We start from the raw sequence: 17579 nt of genomic DNA, 5'->3' as shown, positions 1-17579 counted from the left end.
GCGTGGCCGTCAGAAACGGTACTGCTCGTCGTACCCCTGCCCGTGCCCCTGCTGCTGGCCGTCGCCCTGGTACGGGTACTGCTGCTCGGGCGGGAGTTCGCCGCCGTACGCCTCGTCGGTGCGCTGCTGCGGGACCCAGACGCCGCCGGACGGTGTCTCGCCGCCATAGGTGCCGGTGGCGTACTGGTCCTGGGTGTAGCCCTGCTGGCCGTACTGCTGCTGGCCATAGGCGTCGTAGGAGGCGCCGCCGTAGGTCTGGGTGCCGATGTACGGGTCGGAGTACGCGGCGTACTGCTGCTGGCCGGTGGCGTCGTAGCCGTACTGCTGCTGGTCGTAGCCGGTGTAGCCGTCGTACGCGTAGCTCTGGTCGGCCGTCGCGTACTGGTCCTGCTGCTGGCCGGTGGCCGCGTAGTTCTGGTCGGCGGCGGCGTAGGCGGGGTCGCCGCCGTATATGCCGTAGGAGCCCGTGTCGTCCGGCAGGGGCTGCGGTTCATAGACGGAGGTCGTCTCCGCGGCAGTGGGCTGAGCTGTGCGTGACGGGGTGAACACGTCGTCGCGGTCGTAGTCGTCGCCGTAACCGACGCCGTCGTGGCCGTACTTGGCGTCATTGTCCGCGTAGCCGCCCTCGGCCGCCTCCAGGTCGGAGACCTCGAGGGTCGGTTCCTGGCGGTCGGGCTCACCGCGGCGGCGCTTGGCGGCGGCCAGCGGGCCCAGGGCCGGCGCGGAGACCGCCCAGCCGGCCGAGAAGCCGCGGCGGAACGACAGCGTGACGTAGGTCTGGCCGACCGCGAACGCTGCCGCGCCCAGACCGATGACGATGACGGAAGGAATCAGCACCCCGACCACGACGCCGAGGAACCCGACGAAGGCGAGCAGCCGCCAGCGCAGCCGCGCCTTGTACTGCAGCAGCACCTCGCCCAGCAGCCACAGCGCGACGACGCCGAATGCGATGTAGAGGACCGTCCAGCCCATGTACGCCCCTCTCCCAGTGGCCGCCTACGCAGTGTGACGTATATCAGGACGGCCGGTCTAGGCCTGCGGTGGGTGGTGCAGGCCCAGGCTTTCGTAGATTTCCAAGGTAGCTGTGGAGTTGTTGAGCGTGATGAAGTGCAGTCCGGGCACTCCCTCGGCCAGCAGCCGCGCGCAGAACTCCGTGGCGAACTCGATGCCAATGGAGCGTACAGCCGCGGGATCGTCCTTGGCTGTGAGGATCCGCTCTTTCAGGGCGGCCGGGAAGACGGCGTTGGTGAGGGAGGGAATGCGTTCCAGCGTCTTTACGCTGGCGATCGGCATGATCTCCGGGATGATCGGGGTGTCGCAGCCCGCGGCCGACACCCGGTCGCGCAAACGCAGGTAGTCCTCCGGTTCGAAGAACATCTGCGTGATCGCGTAGTCCGCGCCCGCGCGGCACTTGTCGACGAAGTGACCGACGTCCGCCTCCCAGTCGGCGGAGCGCGGGTGCATCGCGGGGAAGGCCGCCACGCCCACGCAGAAGTCGCCGGAGGCCTTGATCAGTTCGACGAGTTCGGCGGCGTAGGTGAGGCCCTGCGGATGCCGCACCCAGTCGCCCAGCGGGTCACCGGGCGGGTCGCCGCGCAGGGCGAGCATGTTGCGGATCCCGGCGTCGGCGTACTGCCCGATGATGTTGCGCAGGTCCGCCACCGAGTGGTCGACGGCGGTGAGGTGGGCGATCGGGGTGAGCGTGGTGTCCGAGGCGATCGCCTCGGTCGCCTTGACCGTGCCCGCGCGGGTGGAACCGCCCGCGCCATAGGTCACGGAGACGAAGTCGGGTCCTACGGCCTCGACCCGGCGCAGCGCGTTCCACAGGTTCCGCTCGCCCTTCGGGGTCTTGGGCGCGTAGAACTCGAAGGAGTACGTCGTCTTTCCGGTCGCGAGCATCTCGCGCACGGTACGAGCGTGGTCCGATCTGATGGATGCGGTGCCGAGGGCCATACTCGCAGGTTAGTCAGGGGGCCCCGGTCCCCCAACCGGACGCAGGACATTTGCCCGATTTGCCGGGTTGTTGTCCACGCCTTGGACAAACGTCAGGAAATCCGGGGCCGGGTGCCCACCAGGGCGGGCGGGGCACTACCCCTGCCGCAGCCGCTTGGCGAACTCCGCCGCCGCCGCGCCCGGGTCGTCCGCCTCCGTGATCGCCCGTACGACGACGACACGGCGGGCGCCCGCCTCCAGCACCTGGTCGAGGTTGGCGAGGTCGATGCCGCCGATGGCGAACCAGGGGCGGTCGGTGCCGAGGGCGGCTGTGTGCCGGACCAGGTCGAGACCGGGGGCGTGGCGGCCGGGCTTGGTGGGGGTCGGCCAGCAGGGGCCGGTGCAGAAGTAGTCGACGCCCTCCTGGACGGCGGCCGCGGAGGCCTCGGACTCGGAGTGCGTGGAGCGGCCGATGAGGACGTCACCGCCGAGGATCGCGCGGGCCGCGGGTACGGGGAGGTCGCCCTGGCCGAGGTGCAGGACGTCGGCGCCGGCGGCATGGGCCACGTCGGCACGGTCGTTGACCGCGAGGAGCTTGCCGTGCCGGGCGCAGGCGTCGGCGAAGACCTTCAGGTGCTCGAGTTCCTCGGCCGCCTCCATGCCCTTGTCCCGCAACTGCACGATGTCGACGCCCCCCGCCAGCACGGCGTCCAGGAACTCCGCGAGGTCGCCCTGCTGCTTGCGGGCGCCGGTGCAGAGGTAGAGCCGGGCATCGGCGAGCTGGGCGCGGGCGGTGCCTGCGGTGACGGTGTCGGACATACGGTGCCCCCTGTGGTCGGGTTGCCGGACGGGTGACGTCGGGCGGGTGCCGGACGGTGGCACGGTAGCCGGAGCTGGGCGCGACGTCGCGGAGCGGTGGGGTGTGGTGGGGCGTGGTGGGCCGGGGCGGGGTGGCACCGGACCCGGCCGCCGGTGCGGGCGAGCCCTGCTTCGTGCCCCGGGACGCCCTACTTCCCGCCCGGGGACGTCCTGCTTCGAGCCCGGGGACGGCGCCCCTCCTGCGGCGGCCTCGACCTCAGTCCGGCACCGGCCGACGGGGCATGCCCGGCCGACCCATGCCGACCGGACGGCCGAAGCCTCCGCGCTTACGGAGACGCCGTCGCGCCGGTGGCCCATGAGCCCGACCCCCGGCCCCGAGCGGGAACGGGAGCGGCAGGTTCTCCCCGCCGCCCCCGTCACTTCCCACCGTGCGCCACGCGTGTCCCGATCCCGGCTCCGGGCCGCAACGGGGCGCGGCCGTGGCCCGTGCGCCGGACGGTGTTCGGATCGGTGGGTTCGGACTCAGACGGCGAGCGCCTGGGCGCGGCGCTTCACCTCCGTGCCGCGATTCTCACTGAGGGCCTGCGCGGGGGTGCCGGGCAGGCTGTCGTCGGGGGTGAAGAGCCACTCCAGCATCTCTTCGTCCGTGAAGCCGTCATCCCGCAGGAGCGTCAGGGTCCCGGACAGACCCTTGACGACCTTGTCCCCGTCGATGAAGGCGGCGGGGACGTGCAGTGCGCGGTTCTCACCACGGCGTACGGCGATGAGCTGGCCGTCCTTGACCAGCTGCCGGACGCGGGTCACCTCGACGCCGAACATTTCGGCGATGTCGGGGAGGGTGAGCCAGGCGGGGACGAGAGCATCGGTTTTTGCGTCAATCTCGGTCACGGAACAAGCCTGCCATCTGCCACTGACAGTCGGAAGCCAGGCCGGTCCGCATGGGAGGACCTGTTGGGGTGACGTGCTACGCCACCGCGGCTTTCATCGGCCGTCCCGGATCCTTCAGCAGCTCCGCGTTCACCGGCGTGCCCGCCTCGATCAGCCGTCGGCCCTGCGCCAGATCCCTCGGCCGGCCCACCGCCAGCAGGGCGACGAGCCGGTCACCCCGCAGCCAGCAGACGGTCCAGGCGGGGCCCGACGGATCGCCGCGCCACAGAAGCGTATCGGCGGCGGCGTGATGGCCGGCGTACTGGACGAAGCGGCCGAACTGCTCGGACCAGAAGTACGGCACGGGGTCGTAGATCGCGGAGCTCTCGCCGAGGATGTTCGCGGCGACCGTGCGCGGGCCCTGGAGGGCGTTGTCCCAGTGGTGGACCAGGAGGCGCGCGCCGTACCGCCCCGACGGGAAGGAGGCGCAGTCGCCGACCGCGTAGACGTCCGGCACGGACGTGCGCAGGCTCTCGTCGGCCACGACGTCGCCCTGTGCTCCGAGCTCGATGCCCGAGCCCGCCAGCCAGGCCGTGGCGGGCCGAGCCCCGATGCCGACCACGACCGCGCCGGCGGGCACCCACGAGCCGTCGTCGAGGATCACCTCGCCGGGCTCGACGCGCTCCACGCGCGCGTGCGTACGCAGCACCGTCCCGCTGTCCTCGTACCAGGCGGTCATCGGGGCCGCCACCTCCGCGGGCAGGGCACCCGCGAGCGGCCGCTCGGCCGCCTCCACGACCGTCACCGCGCAGCCCGCCTCGCGCGCGGCCGTGGCGAACTCCGCGCCGATCCAGCCCGCGCCGACGACCACGATGTCGTGCTGCCGGGCCAGCACCGGCCGCAGCCGCTCGGCGTCGTCCAGGGTGCGCAGCAGATGCACGCCGGGCACGCCCTCCGCGCCCGGCAGCCGGATCGGTTCGGCGCCGGTGGCGAGGACGAGGACGTCGTACGGGACGGGCCCGGCCTCGGTGTCCAGCTGGTGTTCGGCGGGGCGCACGCCCAGCACCTCGCGCCCCAGCTGGAGTTCGACGCCGAGCGCCTCGAAGTCGACGTCGAAGGCGGAGCCCTCGGCCTTGCCGAGCAGCACGGCCTTGGACAGGGGCGGCCTGTCGTACGGCTGGTGGGGCTCGGCGCCGATCAGTGTGACGGTGCCGGTGAAACCCTGTTCCCGCAGGGCGACCGCCGTCTGTACGCCGGCCATGCCCGCGCCGGCCACGACCACACGGCGTGCCGCTGACGTGCCCCGTTGCTGCGTCTGCTCGCTCACCTGATCACCATAGACAACTGACTATTTGTCAGTCAGGGGGCGTGCTCAGTGACCTGCTGCACAACCTCGACCGGAAGCTGCTCCACCACGCTGGTCCCGCTGCCCGTCTGCGACTCCCATTCCCAGGTCTCCTCCAGCCGCACCCGCCCGTCGGGCAGCTCGACCACCGTCGACACACAGTGCCCCGACGACGTCGTGCCGTCCTGCTTGAGCTGCACGTACCGGAAGTCCAGCCGGTCGTTTTCCCTGGTGCCCACGAGATGGCCGCGTACGACGTCGCCGCCCGTGTACTCGGCCCAGATCTCGCCGTCCTTCTCGTGGTACGCGAACCGGGTGCGTGTACCCACCTGACCTGGGGCCTGGTCCGCGACCGGGGCCAGGACGAGACCGTCGAGCGAGCGGGGCATGGGCGCGGGCTCCCTTACTGAGACTTCGGACGGCGGGCTAGGGTGGCCAACGTAGAGCACTCGCGGGAGCCCGGACGCACCGGGCTGAGAGGGAGGCTGGCGGCCTCCGACCGTACGAACCTGATCCGGGTCATGCCGGCGAAGGGAGGGGCTGGACGCCCATGTCGCGTACGCGAACCTCAGACGTCCTCGTCATCGGGGGCGGCATCATCGGCCTGGTCACCGCGTGGCGGGCCGCGCAGCGCGGGTTCACGACGGCTGTCGTGGACCCCGAGCCGGGTGGCGGAGCCGCCCAGGTGGCGGCCGGGATGCTGGCCGCCGTCACGGAACTGCACTACGGCGAGCAGACCCTGCTCGGCCTGAACCTGGCCTCGGCCCGCCGCTATCCGGACTTCGCGGCCGAGCTGACCGACCTGACCGGCCATGACCTCGGCTACCGCCGGTGCGGCACGCTCGCCGTCGCGCTGGACGCGGACGACCGCGCCCATCTGCGCGACCTGCACGCCCTGCAACGCCAGTCCGGCCTGAACTCCGAGTGGCTGTCCGGGCGGGAGTGCAGGCGCCTGGAGCCGATGCTCGCGCCGGGCGTGCGCGGCGGGCTGCGGGTGGACGGCGACCACCAGATCGACCCGCGGCGGCTGTCCGGGGCGCTGGTGGCCGCGTGCGAGCGGGCCGGGGTGGTCTTCCACCGGGCCTGGGCCGAGCGCTTCGACGTCGTCCGGGACCGGGCCGCCGGAGTCACCACGGCGGACGGCACCGAGCTGCGCGCGGGCCACGTCGTCCTCGCGGCCGGGAGCCTCAGCGGGCGTCTGCCCGGGGTCCCGGACGACGTACTGCCGCCCGTGCGCCCCGTGAAGGGACAGGTGCTGCGGCTGACGGTGCCGCAGCGGTACGCGCCGTTCCTGAGCCGGACCGTGCGCGCCGTGGTGCGGGGCAGCCAGGTGTATCTGGTGCCGCGCGAGAGCGGGGAGCTGGTCGTGGGGGCGACGAGCGAGGAGCTGGGCTGGGACACCACGGTGACCGCGGGCGGCGTGTACGAGCTGCTGCGCGACGCGCACGAGCTGGTGCCGGGCATCACCGAACTGCCGCTCACCGAGACGCGGGCCGGCCTGCGCCCGGGCTCCCCCGACAACGCGCCGCTGCTCGGCCCGACCGAGCTGGTCGGGCTGTCGCTGGCCACCGGGCACTACCGCAACGGCGTGCTGCTCACGCCGGTCACCGGCGACGTCATGGCGCATGTCCTGGCCACCGGTGAGCTCCCGGACGAGGCCCGCGCCTTCACCCCCAGGCGCTTCGGCGCCGCCGCACTCACGGAGCAGCCCGCATGAGCGTCCCGGTCACCATCTCGGTCAACGGCGAGCGTCGGCAGATCGAGCCGGGCACGGCTCTCGACACGCTCGTGAAGTCCCTCACCGCGGCGCCCTCCGGAGTGGCCGCCGCCCTCAACGAAACCGTCGTCCCGCGCACGCAGTGGCCGTCGACGTCCCTCTCCGAGGGGGACCGTGTCGAGGTCCTGACCGCCGTCCAAGGAGGCTGAACCATGGCCGACGATCCCTTTGTCATCGGGGGCAACTCCTTCTCGTCCCGTCTGATCATGGGCACGGGCGGAGCGCCCAGCCTGGACGTGCTGGAGCGGGCGCTGGTGGCGTCCGGGACGGAGCTGACGACGGTCGCGATGCGGCGGGTGAACGCGTCGGTGCACGGCTCGGTGCTCTCGGTGCTGGAGAAGCTCGGGATCCGGGTGCTGCCGAACACGGCGGGGTGCTTCACGGCGGGAGAGGCCGTACTGACGGCCCGCCTCGCGCGCGAGGCACTCGGTACGGATCTGATCAAGCTGGAGGTCATCGCCGACGAGCGGACGCTGCTGCCGGACCCGATCGAGCTCCTTGACGCTGCCGAGACGCTGGTGGACGACGGGTTCACCGTGCTGCCGTACACCAATGACGATCCTGTGCTGGCGCGGAAGCTGGAGGACGTCGGCTGTGCGGCGATCATGCCGTTGGGGTCGCCGATCGGTTCGGGCCTCGGCATCCGCAATCCGCACAACTTCCAGCTGATCACGGAGCACGCGCGCGTGCCGGTGATTCTGGACGCGGGAGCCGGTACGGCGTCGGACGCGGCGCTCGCGATGGAACTGGGGTGCGCGGGTGTGATGCTCGCCTCAGCGGTGACGCGGGCCCAGGAGCCGGTGCTGATGGCCGACGCGATGCGGCATGCGGTGGAGGCGGGGAGGCTGGCCCACCGGGCGGGGAGGATTCCGATGCGGCACTTCGCGGAGGCGTCGTCGCCGGTCGAGGGCCTGGCGAGGCTGGACCCGGAGCGGCCCGCGTTCTGAAAGCAGTTCCGAAAGCGGTTCTGAACGCACGTTCGATGGAAAGTCTTCGGCCAGCGAGGCGTCCGTCACAGGTCAGCTTCAGTCCCGCCCCGATCCCGGCCGAACCGAGAGGCGTGCCGGTGTCGGCTCGTACACTCACCTGCGTGGATACGACCCTTCAAGACCCTCTGGTCGGGCAGGTGCTCGACGGCCGCTATCGCGTGGACGCGAGGATCGCGGTCGGCGGGATGGCCACGGTCTACCGGGCCGTGGACACCCGCCTCGACCGTGTGCTCGCGCTCAAGGTGATGCATCCCGCGCTGGCGGTCGACGGGGTGTTCGTCGACCGGTTCATCCGGGAGGCGAAGTCCGTCGCCCGGTTGGCGCACCCGAACGTGGTGCAGGTCTTCGACCAGGGCACCGACGGGTCGTACGTCTATCTCGCCATGGAATACGTCGCGGGCTGCACCCTGCGCGACGTGCTGCGCGAGCGCGGGGCACTGCAGCCCCGCGCCGCCCTCGACATCCTTGAGCCGGTGCTGGCCGCGCTCGGCGCCGCGCACCGCGCCGGGTTCGTGCACCGGGACATGAAGCCGGAGAACGTCCTCATAGGGGACGACGGCCGGGTCAAGGTCGCCGACTTCGGGCTCGTGCGGTCCGTGGACACCGTGACCAGCACCACCGGTGCCGTGCTGGGCACCGTCTCCTATCTCGCGCCCGAGCAGATAGAGCAGCCGGGCGCCGCCGACGCCCGTGTCGACGTGTACGCGTGCGGTGTCGTGCTCTACGAGATGCTCACCGGCGACAAGCCGCACGACGGGGACTCCCCCGCCGTGGTGCTCTACAAGCACCTGCACGAGGACGTCCCGCCGCCCTCGGCGATCGCGCCGGGGCTGGCGTACGAGCTCGACGAGCTGGTCGCGTCGGCCACCGCGCGCAACCCGGACATCCGTCCGTACGACGCCGTGGCGCTGCTCGCGCAGGCCCGGGACACGCGCGCCGCGCTGAGCGCGGAGCAGCTGGACGCGGTGCCGCCGCAGGCGCTCACGGCGGAGCACAGCAACGCCGACGACCGTACGAGCGTGATCCCGCGCGCGTTGAACATCCAGCGGCCGCTGCCCGTGAACGAGGACGAGCCGGAGCGCGAGGCCGTCTTCAACAGGACCAGCCGGCTGGAGTCGCCGCCCCCGCCGCCCCGGCGCCGGTCACGGACGTCGCGCGCCCCGCGCGGGCCGCTCGTCGTCGTCGCCGCCGTACTGCTGGCCCTGGGCCTCGGTGTCGGCATCTGGTACATCAACTCCGGCCAGTTCACCGAGGTCCCGCCGCTGCTGTCCAAGACCGAGGCGCAGGCCCGGGACCGGCTGGAGGACTCCGGGCTCGACGTCGGCAAGGTCGAGCGCGCGTTCAGCGACACCGTCAAGCGCGGCACCGTCATCAGCACGGACCCGGACACGGGCGCCCGCATCCGGCACAACGACTCCGTGAGTCTGGTCATCTCGCTGGGACCGCAAACCGTGAAGGTGCCCGACCTCCAGGGCTACCCGCTGGACAAGGCGAAGAGCGAGCTGAAGGAGAGCGGCCTGGAGCCGGGCAGGGTGATCCGGGAGTTCAACGACGACGTCACCAGGGGCTCCGTGATCTCCTCGACCCCCGGGACCGGCACCAAGGTCCGCTCCGGTGCCGCGATCGAGCTCACCGTCAGCAAGGGCAGCCCGGTGGACGTCCCCGACGTCACCGGCTCGACCCCGGCCGACGCGAGGGCCGAGCTGGAGGAGGCCGGTTTGAAGGTGAAGATCGCCCCCGCGCGGGTCAACTCCGAGTTCGACGCGGGCCAGGTCGCCCAGCAGTCGCCGACGGAGGGCAAGCAGGCCGCCGAGGGCGACACCGTGACGCTGACGCTGTCCAAGGGCCCCGAGATGATCGAGGTCCCGGACGTGGTCGGTGACAGCGTCGACGACGCCACGACCGCGCTGGAGTCGGCCGGCTTCCAGGTCGACGAGGACCGCGGCCTGCTCGGACTGTTCGGCGACACGGTCAAGAAGCAGTCCGTGAAGGGCGGGAAGACGGCACCGAAGGGGTCGACGATCACGATCACCATCCGGTGACGGGCGCTCTCCACATCCGGCTCGTCATCGGCCGGTGATCGGGCGGGCGGGGCCGCATGACACCCTGAACGGGTGAGAAGTCAGCAGTCCGGCACCGCCCTCTCGGGCCCCTCCCGCAACCCCGTCGGCGGCCACATCCCCGTGGCCGGCGGCCTCAGTTCCGTCGGGCTCACCTACGCCCACGACCTCAAGGCCGAGACGGTCCAGGTCTTCGTCGCCAACCCACGCGGCTGGGCCACGCCGGCGGGGAACCCGCGGCAGGACGAGGAGTTCCGCGCGGTGTGCGAGGCCGAGTCGATCCCGGCGTATGTGCATGCGCCGTATCTGATCAACTTCGGCTCGCACACCGAGGCGACGGTCAAGAAGTCGGTGGAGTCGCTGCGGCACTCGCTCCGGCGCGGGCGGGAGATCGGGGCGCTGGGCGTGGTCGTGCACACGGGCAGCGCGACCGGCGGCCGGGAGCGGACCGTGGCGCTCAAGCAGGTACGCGAGCACATGCTGCCGCTCCTCGACGAGCTGACCCACGACGACGACCCTTTCCTGCTGCTGGAGTCCACGGCCGGGCAGGGTTCCTCACTCTGCTCGCGGACCTGGGACTTCGGGCCGTACTTCGAGGCGCTGGACGCCCATCCGAAGCTGGGCGTGTGCCTGGACACCTGCCATATCTTCGCCGCCGGCCATGACCTGACCGGCCCGTCCGGCATGCACCAGACGCTCGACCTGCTGGTGGACACCGTCGGCGAGGGCCGCCTGAAGCTGATCCACGCCAATGACTCCAAGGACGTCGTCGGCGCCCACAAGGACCGGCACGAGAACATCGGCGCAGGTCACATCGGCGAGGACCCGTTCCGGGCACTGATGACGCACCCGGCCACGGAGGGCGTACCGCTGATCATCGAGACACCGGGCGGGAAGGAAGGGCACGCGGCGGACGTGGAGCGGCTGAAGAAGCTTCGCGACGCGTAACCCGACCCGGCAGGAGCAGGAGCAGGAGCAGGAGCAGGACAGAAAAGCACAGGGTTGGGAATACCCCTGGGGGGTATACGGTTCCTGCTCGGTACAGGAACCGTGACCTGGCATTGGGGGCACTCATGCAGCACGAGGCGCACGCTCACCACGAGATGGCCGCCACCAGCACATGGGGGATGGCGATTCGGGCCACCCTGCACTGCCTCACCGGCTGTGCCATCGGCGAAGTGCTGGGCATGGTGATCGGCACGGCGCTCGGCTGGAGCACCGTACCGACGCTGATCCTGGCGATCGCCCTCGCCTTCTTCTTCGGCTACGCACTCACCCTGCGCGGGGTGCTGAAGGCGGGCGTCGACCTGCGTGCCGCGCTCAAGGTGGCGCTGGCCGCGGACACCCTGTCCATCGCCGTGATGGAGCTGGTCGACAACGGTGTGATCGTGCTGTGGCCCGGCGCCATGGACGCCGAGCTCGCCGACCCCCTGTTCTGGTGGGTGCTGGCGATCGCACTGACCGTCGCCTTCGTTCTGACGACCCCGGTCAACAAGTGGATGATCGGCCGCGGCAAGGGGCATGCGGTGGTGCACCAGTACCACCACTGAAGGCCCCGGTACGACCACCGAAGGTCACAGCTCAGGCCCGTCCCCGGGCTCCTCCTGGTACGAGTACCGCTGTTCCTTCCACGGGTCCCCGAGGTTGTGGTAGCCGCGCTCCTCCCAGAACCCGCGCCGGTCGGCGGTCATGTACTCCACCCCCCGGACCCACTTCGGCCCCTTCCAGGCGTACAGATGGGGGACGACCAGACGGAGGGGGAATCCGTGCTCCGCCGTGAGCAGTTCGCCGTCCTTGTGGGTCGCGAAGATCGCGAGATCGGAGGCGAAGTCGGCAAGGCGCAGGTTGGAGCTGAAGCCGTACTCGGCCCACACCATCACATGCGTGACGGCCGGGGCGGGCGGGGCGATGTCGAGGATCGTACGGGCCGGGATGCCGCCCCACTCCGCGCCGAGCATGCTGAACTTCGTGACGCAGTGCAGATCGGCGACGACGGTCTTGTACGGCAGAGCCGTGAACTCCTCGTGGGTCCAGCAGTGCTTCTCGCCGTCGGCGGTGGCCCCGAACACCCTGAACTCCCAGCGTTCGGGACGGAACTTGGGGACCGGGCCGTAGTGCGTGACCGGCCAGCCGCGCTGCACTCGCTGTCCCGGCGGAAGCTCGGCGTGTGCTGCTGCTCCACCTTCGCGCTCTGCCGGCTGACCCATGTCTCCATCCTGACAGACCGGGGGCAGTGCACCCGACCACACCCCTCCGCAATCCACCGCAAACTGGACTAAGCATGCACTTACTTACTAAGTGAAGACTTACTGGACGATCTTCTTCAGCGGTGGAATCATGCGGCGCAACCCGCCAGTTACCACGCGTGGAAGGAGCCTCTGCGATGCAGGGCGACCCCGAGGTCCTCGAATTCCTCAACGAGCAGCTGACCGGCGAGCTCACGGCGATCAACCAGTACTGGCTGCACTACCGGATCCAGGACAACAAAGGCTGGACCAAGCTCGCCAAGTACACGCGTGAAGAGTCCATCGATGAGATGAAGCACGCGGACAAGCTCACCGAGCGCATCCTCATGCTGGACGGCCTGCCCAATTACCAGCGGCTGTTCCACGTGCGGGTCGGCCAGACGGTCACCGAGATGTTCCAGGCGGACCGCCAGGTCGAGGTCGAGGCGATCGACCGCCTCAAGCGCGGCATCGAGGTGATGCGCACCAAGGGCGACATCACATCCGCGAACATCTTCGAGTCGATCCTCGAGGACGAGGAGCACCACATCGACTACCTGGACACCCAGCTGGAACTCATCGAGAAGCTCGGTGAGGCCCTCTACCTCGCGCAGCAGATCGAGCAGCCGAGCTAGGCCGCGTCCTCAAGATCGGCGAGCAAGGGCTCGCCCTGGTCGGCCAGCTCCCGGCGCGGGCAGGCACCCCTGCCCAGGAGCGCCTGGATCCGGCGCACACACGAGCCGCAGTCCGTGCCGGCCTTGCAGGCCGAAGCTATCTGGCGGGGAGTGCAGGCACCGCCCTCCGCGTGCTTCTTGACCTGCTGCTCGGTGATGCCGAAGCAGCTGCAGACGTACACGCGGTTCACCTCCCGGCGGGATCGATGCGCCATCCCCTTGATCGGTGAGGCTAACCTAACCTTACCCGTCACACAGGAACCGTAAAAGTGGGGTGGGGCGCGGATCGTATGTGATCCGCGCCCCACCTCTTTGCATGTAACAACCGAACCGGCTACTGGTCCCTGTACATCTCCGCGACGAGGAACGCCAGGTCAAGCGACTGGCTGCGGTTGAGCCGCGGGTCGCAGGCCGTCTCGTAGCGCTGGTGCAGATCGTCGACGAAGATCTCGTCACCGCCGCCCACGCACTCGGTGACATCGTCGCCGGTGAGCTCCACGTGGATGCCGCCCGGGTGGGTGCCGAGGGCCTTGTGGACCTCGAAGAAGCCCTTGACCTCGTCGAGCACGTCGTCGAAGCGGCGGGTCTTGTGACCGGAGGCCGCCTCGAAGGTGTTGCCGTGCATCGGGTCGGTCACCCAGGCCACGGTGGCACCCGAGGCGGTGACCTTCTCGACCAGCTCGGGGAGCTTGTCGCGGACCTTGTCGGCGCCCATCCGGACGATGAAGGTCAGCCGGCCCGGCTCGCGCTCGGGGTCCAGGCGCTCGATGTACTGCAGCGCCTCCTCGGCCGTCGTGGTCGGGCCGAGCTTGATGCCGATCGGGTTGCGGATCTTGGAGGCGAACTCCACGTGCGCGTGATCCAGCTGCCGGGTGCGCTCACCGATCCACACCATGTGGGCGGAGACGTCGTACAGCTGCCCGGTGCGCGAGTCGACCCTGGTCAGCGCGGACTCGTAGTCGAGCAGCAGCGCCTCGTGCGAGGAGTAGAACTCGACCGTCTTGAACTCCTCCGGGTCGGCCCCGCAGGCGTGCATGAAGTTCAGCGCCTGGTCGATCTCGCGGGCGAGCTGCTCGTAGCGCTGGCCGGACGGGGACGACTTCACGAAGTCCTGGTTCCAGGCGTGCACCTGGCGCAGGTCGGCGTAACCGCCGGTGGTGAAGGCGCGCACCAGGTTGAGCGTGGAGGCGGACGCGTTGTACATCCGCTTCAGGCGCTCGGGGTCCGGGATGCGGGCGGCCTCGTTGAAGTCGAAGCCGTTGACCGAGTCGCCGCGGTACGTCGGCAGGGTCACGCCGTCGCGGGTCTCGGTGCCCTTGGAGCGCGGCTTGGAGTACTGGCCGGCGATGCGGCCGACCTTCACCACGGGGACGGACGCGGCGTACGTCAGCACGGCGCCCATCTGGAGCAGCGTCTTGAGCTTGTTGCGGATCTGGTCTGCGGACACCGCGTCGAAGGCCTCGGCGCAGTCGCCGCCCTGGAGGAGGAACGCCTCTCCCTTGGCGACGGCCGCCATCCGGGCGCGCAGCTGATCGCACTCGCCCGCAAAGACGAGCGGCGGATACGACTCGAGGTCCGCAACGACTGCGCGCAGAGCCTCGGTGTCGGGGTACTCGGGCTGCTGCGCCGCGGGCAGGTTTCGCCAGGTGTTGCCAGCGCTCGCGCTGGTCTTAGCGTTCACGGTCACGACCTCAACATTACGGGGTCGGGTAGGGCGTCCTGCCCCATGCCCAGCAATTGAGACACGGGGTACACGACTCGGACACCCGGCATGGGATAAGGTGCCTCGCATGTTCGCGCACTCGACCCAGAACTGGTGGTGGACCGCTCATCCGGCGGCCCACTGACTGCGCGTACGACAGACTTCGCGAAGGCCGCCCGAGGGGCGGCCTTCGGCGTTTTCCGGGTCGTTCCTCTCCACCGAATCCACTGATCAGCTGATCCACGGAGAAGGAGCACGGACCCATGAACCTGCTCGGCTTGCCGGACGACCCCCGCCCGTTCGCCCTGCTGCGCCGCCGCACCCCGGGCCACGATCACGAGACCGTCGAGGTCATGATCGGCCCGGTCGGCGCCTACGACAGACTGGCCGACCTCCCCGCCGAGGGCCTGGCGCTGGTCCCCTTCCGGCAGATCCGCGAGCGCGGCTTCGAAGTGCGTGACGACGGCACGCCGCTGTCGGTGCTGATCCCCGAGGAGAGGTACGAGATCCCGCTCGCCGACGCCCTGGCGCAGCTCCCCACGCACGACGTGCGGGTCGAGGGCGGCGGTTTCGACGTCGGCGACGAGGAGTACGGCGAGATCGTCGGGCGGGTGCTGCGCGAGGAGATCGGGCAGGGCGAGGGCGCGAACTTCGTGATCCGGCGGACGTACGAGGGTGAGATCCCGGGGTTCGGACGCGCCGACGCGCTCGCGCTGTTCCGGCGGCTGCTGGAGGGCGAGCGGGGCGCGTACTGGACGTTCGTCGTGCACACCGGGGAGCGGACGCTGGTCGGGGCGAGCCCCGAGGTGCACGTCCGGATGTCCGGCGGGACCGTGACCATGAACCCGATCAGCGGGACGTACCGCTACCCCGCCGAGGGGCCGACGCCCGGGCACCTGCTGAACTTCCTCGCCGACGGCAAGGAGATCGAGGAGCTGTCGATGGTCGTCGACGAGGAGCTCAAGATGATGTGCACCGTCGGTGACATGGGCGGCGTGGTCGTCGGGCCCCGGCTGAAGGAGATGGCGCACCTCGCGCACACCGAGTACGAGCTGCGCGGGAAGTCCTCGCTGGATGTACGGGAGGTCCTCAAGGAGACCATGTTCGCGGCCACCGTCACCGGCTCGCCCGTGCAGAACGCCTGCCGGGTCATCGAGCGGCACGAGGTCGGCGGGCGCGGCTACTACGCGGGGGCACTGGCGCTGCTCGGCCAGGACTCCGGCGGCGCCCAGACCCTCGACTCCCCCATCCTGATCCGCACCGCCGACATCGACGCGGCCGGACGGCTGCGGGTGCCGGTCGGTGCCACGCTGGTGCGGGGGTCGGACCCGGCGAGCGAGGTCGCGGAGACCCACGCCAAGGCGGCGGGCGTACTGGCGGCTCTGGGCGTACGGCCGGGAAGGCCGCGCGAGGAGTCCGTACGGCCCCGCCTGGCCGACGATCCACGCGTGCGTGCCGCGCTCGACGGGCGCCGGGCGTCGCTCGCGCCCTTCTGGCTGCGGATGCAGGAGCCGTCCGCCGAGCTGAGCGGTCACGCCCTGGTCGTCGACGGGGAGGACACCTTCACGGCGATGCTCGCGCATGTGCTGCGGTCGAGCGGCCTGGAGGTGACCGTGCGGCGCTACGACGAGCCCGGTCTGCGGGAGGCGGTACTCGCGCACGAGGGACCGGTCGTGCTCGGCCCCGGCCCCGGCGACCCCTCGGATCTCGCCGACCCGAAGATGCGGTTCCTGCGGGAGCTGACCGCCGAGGTCATCGGCAAGCACCGGCACGGTGTGCTCGGCGTCTGCCTCGGGCACGAGCTGATCGCGGCCGAGCTGGGGCTGGAGATCGTACGCAAGGAAGTGCCGTACCAGGGCGCGCAGACGACGATCGAGCTGTTCGGGCGGCCGGAGACGGTCGGTTTCTACAACAGCTTCGTGGCGCGCTGCGACGACGAGGCCCTCCAGGAGCTCACCGCGCACGGCGTCGAGGTCAGCCGGGCCGGCAACGGGGAGGTGCATGCGGTGCGCGGGCCCGGCTTCGCGGGCGTGCAGTTCCACCCGGAGTCGGTCCTGACGCTGAACGGCGCCGCCGTCGTACGGGAGCTGGTGGGTCAGCTGCGCGGGACCAGCACGTTCTCGGAGCGTCGGCCTGCCGTGTAGTCGAGAACGTTGTTCAGCGTGGTCTCGACGATCTGGCCGACGGCGTCCTGGGTGTAGTACGCCTGGTGGGAGGTGACCAGGACGTTCGGGAAGGTGACGAGGCGGGCCAGGGTGTCGTCCTCGATCGCCTGGAGGGACTTGTCGAGGAAGAACAGCCCGGCCTCCGCCTCGTACACGTCGAGGCCGACGCCCGTGAAGCGGCCCTCGCGCAGCTCGGCGACGAGGGCCGCGGTGTCGATGAGGCCGCCGCGGCTGGAGTTGACCAGGACGGCGTCGTCCTTCATCGCCTTCAGGGCGTCCGCGTCGATCAGGTGCAAGGTCTCCGGCATCAGCGGGACGTGCAGGCTGACCAGGTCGGACTCGGCCAGGAGCTGGTCCTTGGAGACGTAGCGCATGCCGAGCTGCATGCAGGCGGGGTTCTCGGCGACGTCCCAGCCGAGGAGGTTCATGCCGAAACCGTGGGCGATCCGCGTGAACGCCTCGCCGATCTTTCCGGTACCGAGGACGCCGGCGGTGCGGCCGTGCATGTCGCGGCCCATCAGGCCGTCGAGGCGGAAGTCGAAGTCACGGGTGCGTGTGGAGGCGCGGACGATGCGGCGGTTGACCGCCAGGGCGAGGGTCCAGGCGAACTCGGCCACGGCGTGGGGCGAGTAGTACGAGACCCGCGCGACCGTCATGCCGAGGCGCTCGGCGACCTTGAGGTCGATGTTGTTGAAGCCGGTGGAGCGCTGGGCGACCATCCGGGTCCCGCCGGCCGCGAGGGTCCCCAGGACGCGGTCGCCGAGGTCGCAGTTGACGCTGGTGCAGACGACCTCGTGGCCGGTGGCGATGGGGGCGGTGTCCCCGTTGAGGAAGACGTCCAGGCAGCGGACCTCGTGGTGACCCCGGAAGGCCTGCTCGATCAACGGCTTCTCGTCGGCCTGGACACCGAAGGCCATGATCTCCAAGACGGCTCCCTTTCGTGGGGTTGTGGGCCGAATATACGGCCCACAACCCCACGTCGCCGGGCGGAAAGCAGCCGCCGTAAAGGGGCCGCCGGAACACC

Annotated in this window: 19 protein-coding genes and 1 riboswitch; of the genes, 9 read left to right on the top strand and 10 right to left on the bottom strand. The window is 70.5% G+C overall.

Features of this window, described 5'->3' with window-relative positions; genetic code table 11:
- Positions 1–9 precede the first annotated feature (9 nt).
- The 6 genes from OHT51_RS31095 to OHT51_RS31070 form a co-directional block, all read right to left on the bottom strand.
- A complete protein-coding gene (locus OHT51_RS31095; RefSeq protein ID WP_328882220.1) occupies positions 10–972 on the bottom strand; it encodes an SCO2102 family sporulation regulator in 963 nt (320 codons plus the stop codon).
- 57 nt (positions 973–1029) lie between these two features.
- Positions 1030–1953, bottom strand: coding sequence for a methylenetetrahydrofolate reductase [NAD(P)H] (gene metF, locus OHT51_RS31090; RefSeq protein ID WP_328882219.1), 924 nt, complete (start codon positions 1951–1953; stop codon positions 1030–1032).
- A 135-nt stretch (positions 1954–2088) separates the two neighbouring features.
- Positions 2089–2751, bottom strand: a complete 663-nt coding sequence (gene thiE, locus OHT51_RS31085) for a thiamine phosphate synthase (RefSeq protein ID WP_328882218.1) — start codon at positions 2749–2751, stop codon at positions 2089–2091.
- 522 nt (positions 2752–3273) lie between these two features.
- Positions 3274–3639: an Rv2175c family DNA-binding protein gene (locus OHT51_RS31080; RefSeq protein WP_328882217.1), complete on the bottom strand. Its 366-nt coding sequence runs from the start codon at positions 3637–3639 to the stop codon at positions 3274–3276.
- A 76-nt stretch (positions 3640–3715) separates the two neighbouring features.
- Entirely contained in the window at positions 3716–4945 is a 1230-nt protein-coding gene (locus OHT51_RS31075; RefSeq protein ID WP_328882216.1) for an NAD(P)/FAD-dependent oxidoreductase, read from the bottom strand.
- A gap of 32 nt (positions 4946–4977) precedes the next feature.
- Entirely contained in the window at positions 4978–5352 is a 375-nt protein-coding gene (locus tag OHT51_RS31070) for a hypothetical protein (RefSeq protein ID WP_328882215.1), read from the bottom strand.
- A gap of 52 nt (positions 5353–5404) precedes the next feature.
- Positions 5405–5516, top strand: a riboswitch (TPP riboswitch).
- Between OHT51_RS31070 and thiO the strand changes: the two genes are divergently transcribed.
- The 6 genes from thiO (at position 5514) to OHT51_RS31040 (ending at position 11339) form a co-directional block, all read left to right on the top strand.
- Positions 5514–6680 (top strand): glycine oxidase ThiO, encoded by a 1167-nt coding sequence (gene thiO / locus OHT51_RS31065; RefSeq protein WP_328882214.1) that lies wholly within the window; start codon positions 5514–5516, stop codon positions 6678–6680. Its footprint overlaps the riboswitch before it by 3 nt.
- A complete protein-coding gene (thiS, locus tag OHT51_RS31060; RefSeq protein ID WP_328882213.1) occupies positions 6677–6889 on the top strand; it encodes a sulfur carrier protein ThiS in 213 nt (70 codons plus the stop codon). The genes thiO and thiS overlap by 4 nt, the downstream gene beginning before the upstream one ends.
- Before the next feature lie 3 nt (positions 6890–6892).
- Complete coding sequence (locus tag OHT51_RS31055; protein WP_328882212.1) at positions 6893–7687, top strand: thiazole synthase; 795 nt, start codon at positions 6893–6895, stop codon at positions 7685–7687.
- Between the two features lie 143 nt (positions 7688–7830).
- The gene (pknB, locus tag OHT51_RS31050) at positions 7831–9771 is read left to right on the top strand and encodes a Stk1 family PASTA domain-containing Ser/Thr kinase (RefSeq protein ID WP_328882211.1); all 1941 of its coding nucleotides are present in this window, start codon (positions 7831–7833) and stop codon (positions 9769–9771) included.
- 72 nt (positions 9772–9843) lie between these two features.
- The gene (locus OHT51_RS31045) at positions 9844–10737 is read left to right on the top strand and encodes a deoxyribonuclease IV (protein ID WP_328882210.1); all 894 of its coding nucleotides are present in this window, start codon (positions 9844–9846) and stop codon (positions 10735–10737) included.
- Positions 10738–10862: 125 nt separating this feature from the next.
- Positions 10863–11339 carry a DUF4396 domain-containing protein gene (locus OHT51_RS31040; RefSeq protein WP_328882209.1) on the top strand — a complete coding sequence of 159 codons (477 nt, stop codon included), beginning with the start codon at positions 10863–10865 and terminating at the stop codon, positions 11337–11339.
- 24 nt (positions 11340–11363) lie between these two features.
- Here OHT51_RS31040 and OHT51_RS31035 read toward each other — a convergent pair whose 3' ends face one another.
- Positions 11364–11996 carry a sulfite oxidase-like oxidoreductase gene (locus tag OHT51_RS31035; protein WP_328882208.1) on the bottom strand — a complete coding sequence of 211 codons (633 nt, stop codon included), beginning with the start codon at positions 11994–11996 and terminating at the stop codon, positions 11364–11366.
- A 176-nt stretch (positions 11997–12172) separates the two neighbouring features.
- Here OHT51_RS31035 and bfr point away from each other — a divergent pair, with 176 nt between their 5' ends.
- Positions 12173–12649: a bacterioferritin gene (gene bfr / locus OHT51_RS31030; protein WP_328882207.1), complete on the top strand. Its 477-nt coding sequence runs from the start codon at positions 12173–12175 to the stop codon at positions 12647–12649.
- On the opposite strand, the gene OHT51_RS31025 is transcribed toward bfr, so the two are convergent.
- Complete coding sequence (locus OHT51_RS31025) at positions 12646–12879, bottom strand: (2Fe-2S)-binding protein (RefSeq protein WP_328884504.1); 234 nt, start codon at positions 12877–12879, stop codon at positions 12646–12648. The two genes, bfr and OHT51_RS31025, sit on opposite strands and share 4 nt — an antisense overlap.
- A gap of 143 nt (positions 12880–13022) precedes the next feature.
- Positions 13023–14375 carry a class II 3-deoxy-7-phosphoheptulonate synthase gene (locus OHT51_RS31020; RefSeq protein ID WP_328882206.1) on the bottom strand — a complete coding sequence of 451 codons (1353 nt, stop codon included), beginning with the start codon at positions 14373–14375 and terminating at the stop codon, positions 13023–13025.
- A gap of 103 nt (positions 14376–14478) precedes the next feature.
- Here OHT51_RS31020 and OHT51_RS43410 point away from each other — a divergent pair, with 103 nt between their 5' ends.
- Positions 14479–14535: a trp operon leader peptide gene (locus OHT51_RS43410; RefSeq protein WP_071528813.1), complete on the top strand. Its 57-nt coding sequence runs from the start codon at positions 14479–14481 to the stop codon at positions 14533–14535.
- Between the two features lie 118 nt (positions 14536–14653).
- Positions 14654–16534 (top strand): anthranilate synthase family protein, encoded by a 1881-nt coding sequence (locus OHT51_RS31015; RefSeq protein ID WP_328882205.1) that lies wholly within the window; start codon positions 14654–14656, stop codon positions 16532–16534.
- On the opposite strand, the gene OHT51_RS31010 is transcribed toward OHT51_RS31015, so the two are convergent.
- A complete protein-coding gene (locus OHT51_RS31010; RefSeq protein ID WP_328882204.1) occupies positions 16486–17481 on the bottom strand; it encodes a 2-hydroxyacid dehydrogenase in 996 nt (331 codons plus the stop codon). The genes OHT51_RS31015 and OHT51_RS31010 overlap by 49 nt on opposite strands.
- Positions 17482–17579: the final 98 nt, after the last annotated feature.

Source organism: Streptomyces sp. NBC_00299 (assembly GCF_036173045.1).
Taxonomy (GTDB): Bacteria; Actinomycetota; Actinomycetes; order Streptomycetales; family Streptomycetaceae; genus Streptomyces; species Streptomyces machairae.
This window is presented reverse-complemented; position numbering and strand designations above follow the sequence as displayed.

Bases quoted from the DNA above. Each gene is read 5' to 3' on its own strand.
- metF (WP_328882219.1), bottom strand. From the start codon at position 1,953: ATGGCCCTCGGCACCGCATCCATCAGATCGGACCACGCTCGTACCGTG.
- thiS (WP_328882213.1), top strand. From the start codon at position 6,677: ATGAGCGTCCCGGTCACCATCTCGGTCAACGGCGAGCGTCGGCAGATC.
- bfr (WP_328882207.1), top strand. From the start codon at position 12,173: ATGCAGGGCGACCCCGAGGTCCTCGAATTCCTCAACGAGCAGCTGACC.
- OHT51_RS31095 (WP_328882220.1), bottom strand. From the start codon at position 972: ATGGGCTGGACGGTCCTCTACATCGCATTCGGCGTCGTCGCGCTGTGG.
- OHT51_RS31040 (WP_328882209.1), top strand. From the start codon at position 10,863: ATGCAGCACGAGGCGCACGCTCACCACGAGATGGCCGCCACCAGCACA.
- OHT51_RS31015 (WP_328882205.1), top strand. From the start codon at position 14,654: ATGAACCTGCTCGGCTTGCCGGACGACCCCCGCCCGTTCGCCCTGCTG.
- OHT51_RS31055 (WP_328882212.1), top strand. From the start codon at position 6,893: ATGGCCGACGATCCCTTTGTCATCGGGGGCAACTCCTTCTCGTCCCGT.
- thiE (WP_328882218.1), bottom strand. From the start codon at position 2,751: ATGTCCGACACCGTCACCGCAGGCACCGCCCGCGCCCAGCTCGCCGAT.
- OHT51_RS31035 (WP_328882208.1), bottom strand. From the start codon at position 11,996: ATGGGTCAGCCGGCAGAGCGCGAAGGTGGAGCAGCAGCACACGCCGAG.
- OHT51_RS31070 (WP_328882215.1), bottom strand. From the start codon at position 5,352: ATGCCCCGCTCGCTCGACGGTCTCGTCCTGGCCCCGGTCGCGGACCAG.
- thiO (WP_328882214.1), top strand. From the start codon at position 5,514: ATGTCGCGTACGCGAACCTCAGACGTCCTCGTCATCGGGGGCGGCATC.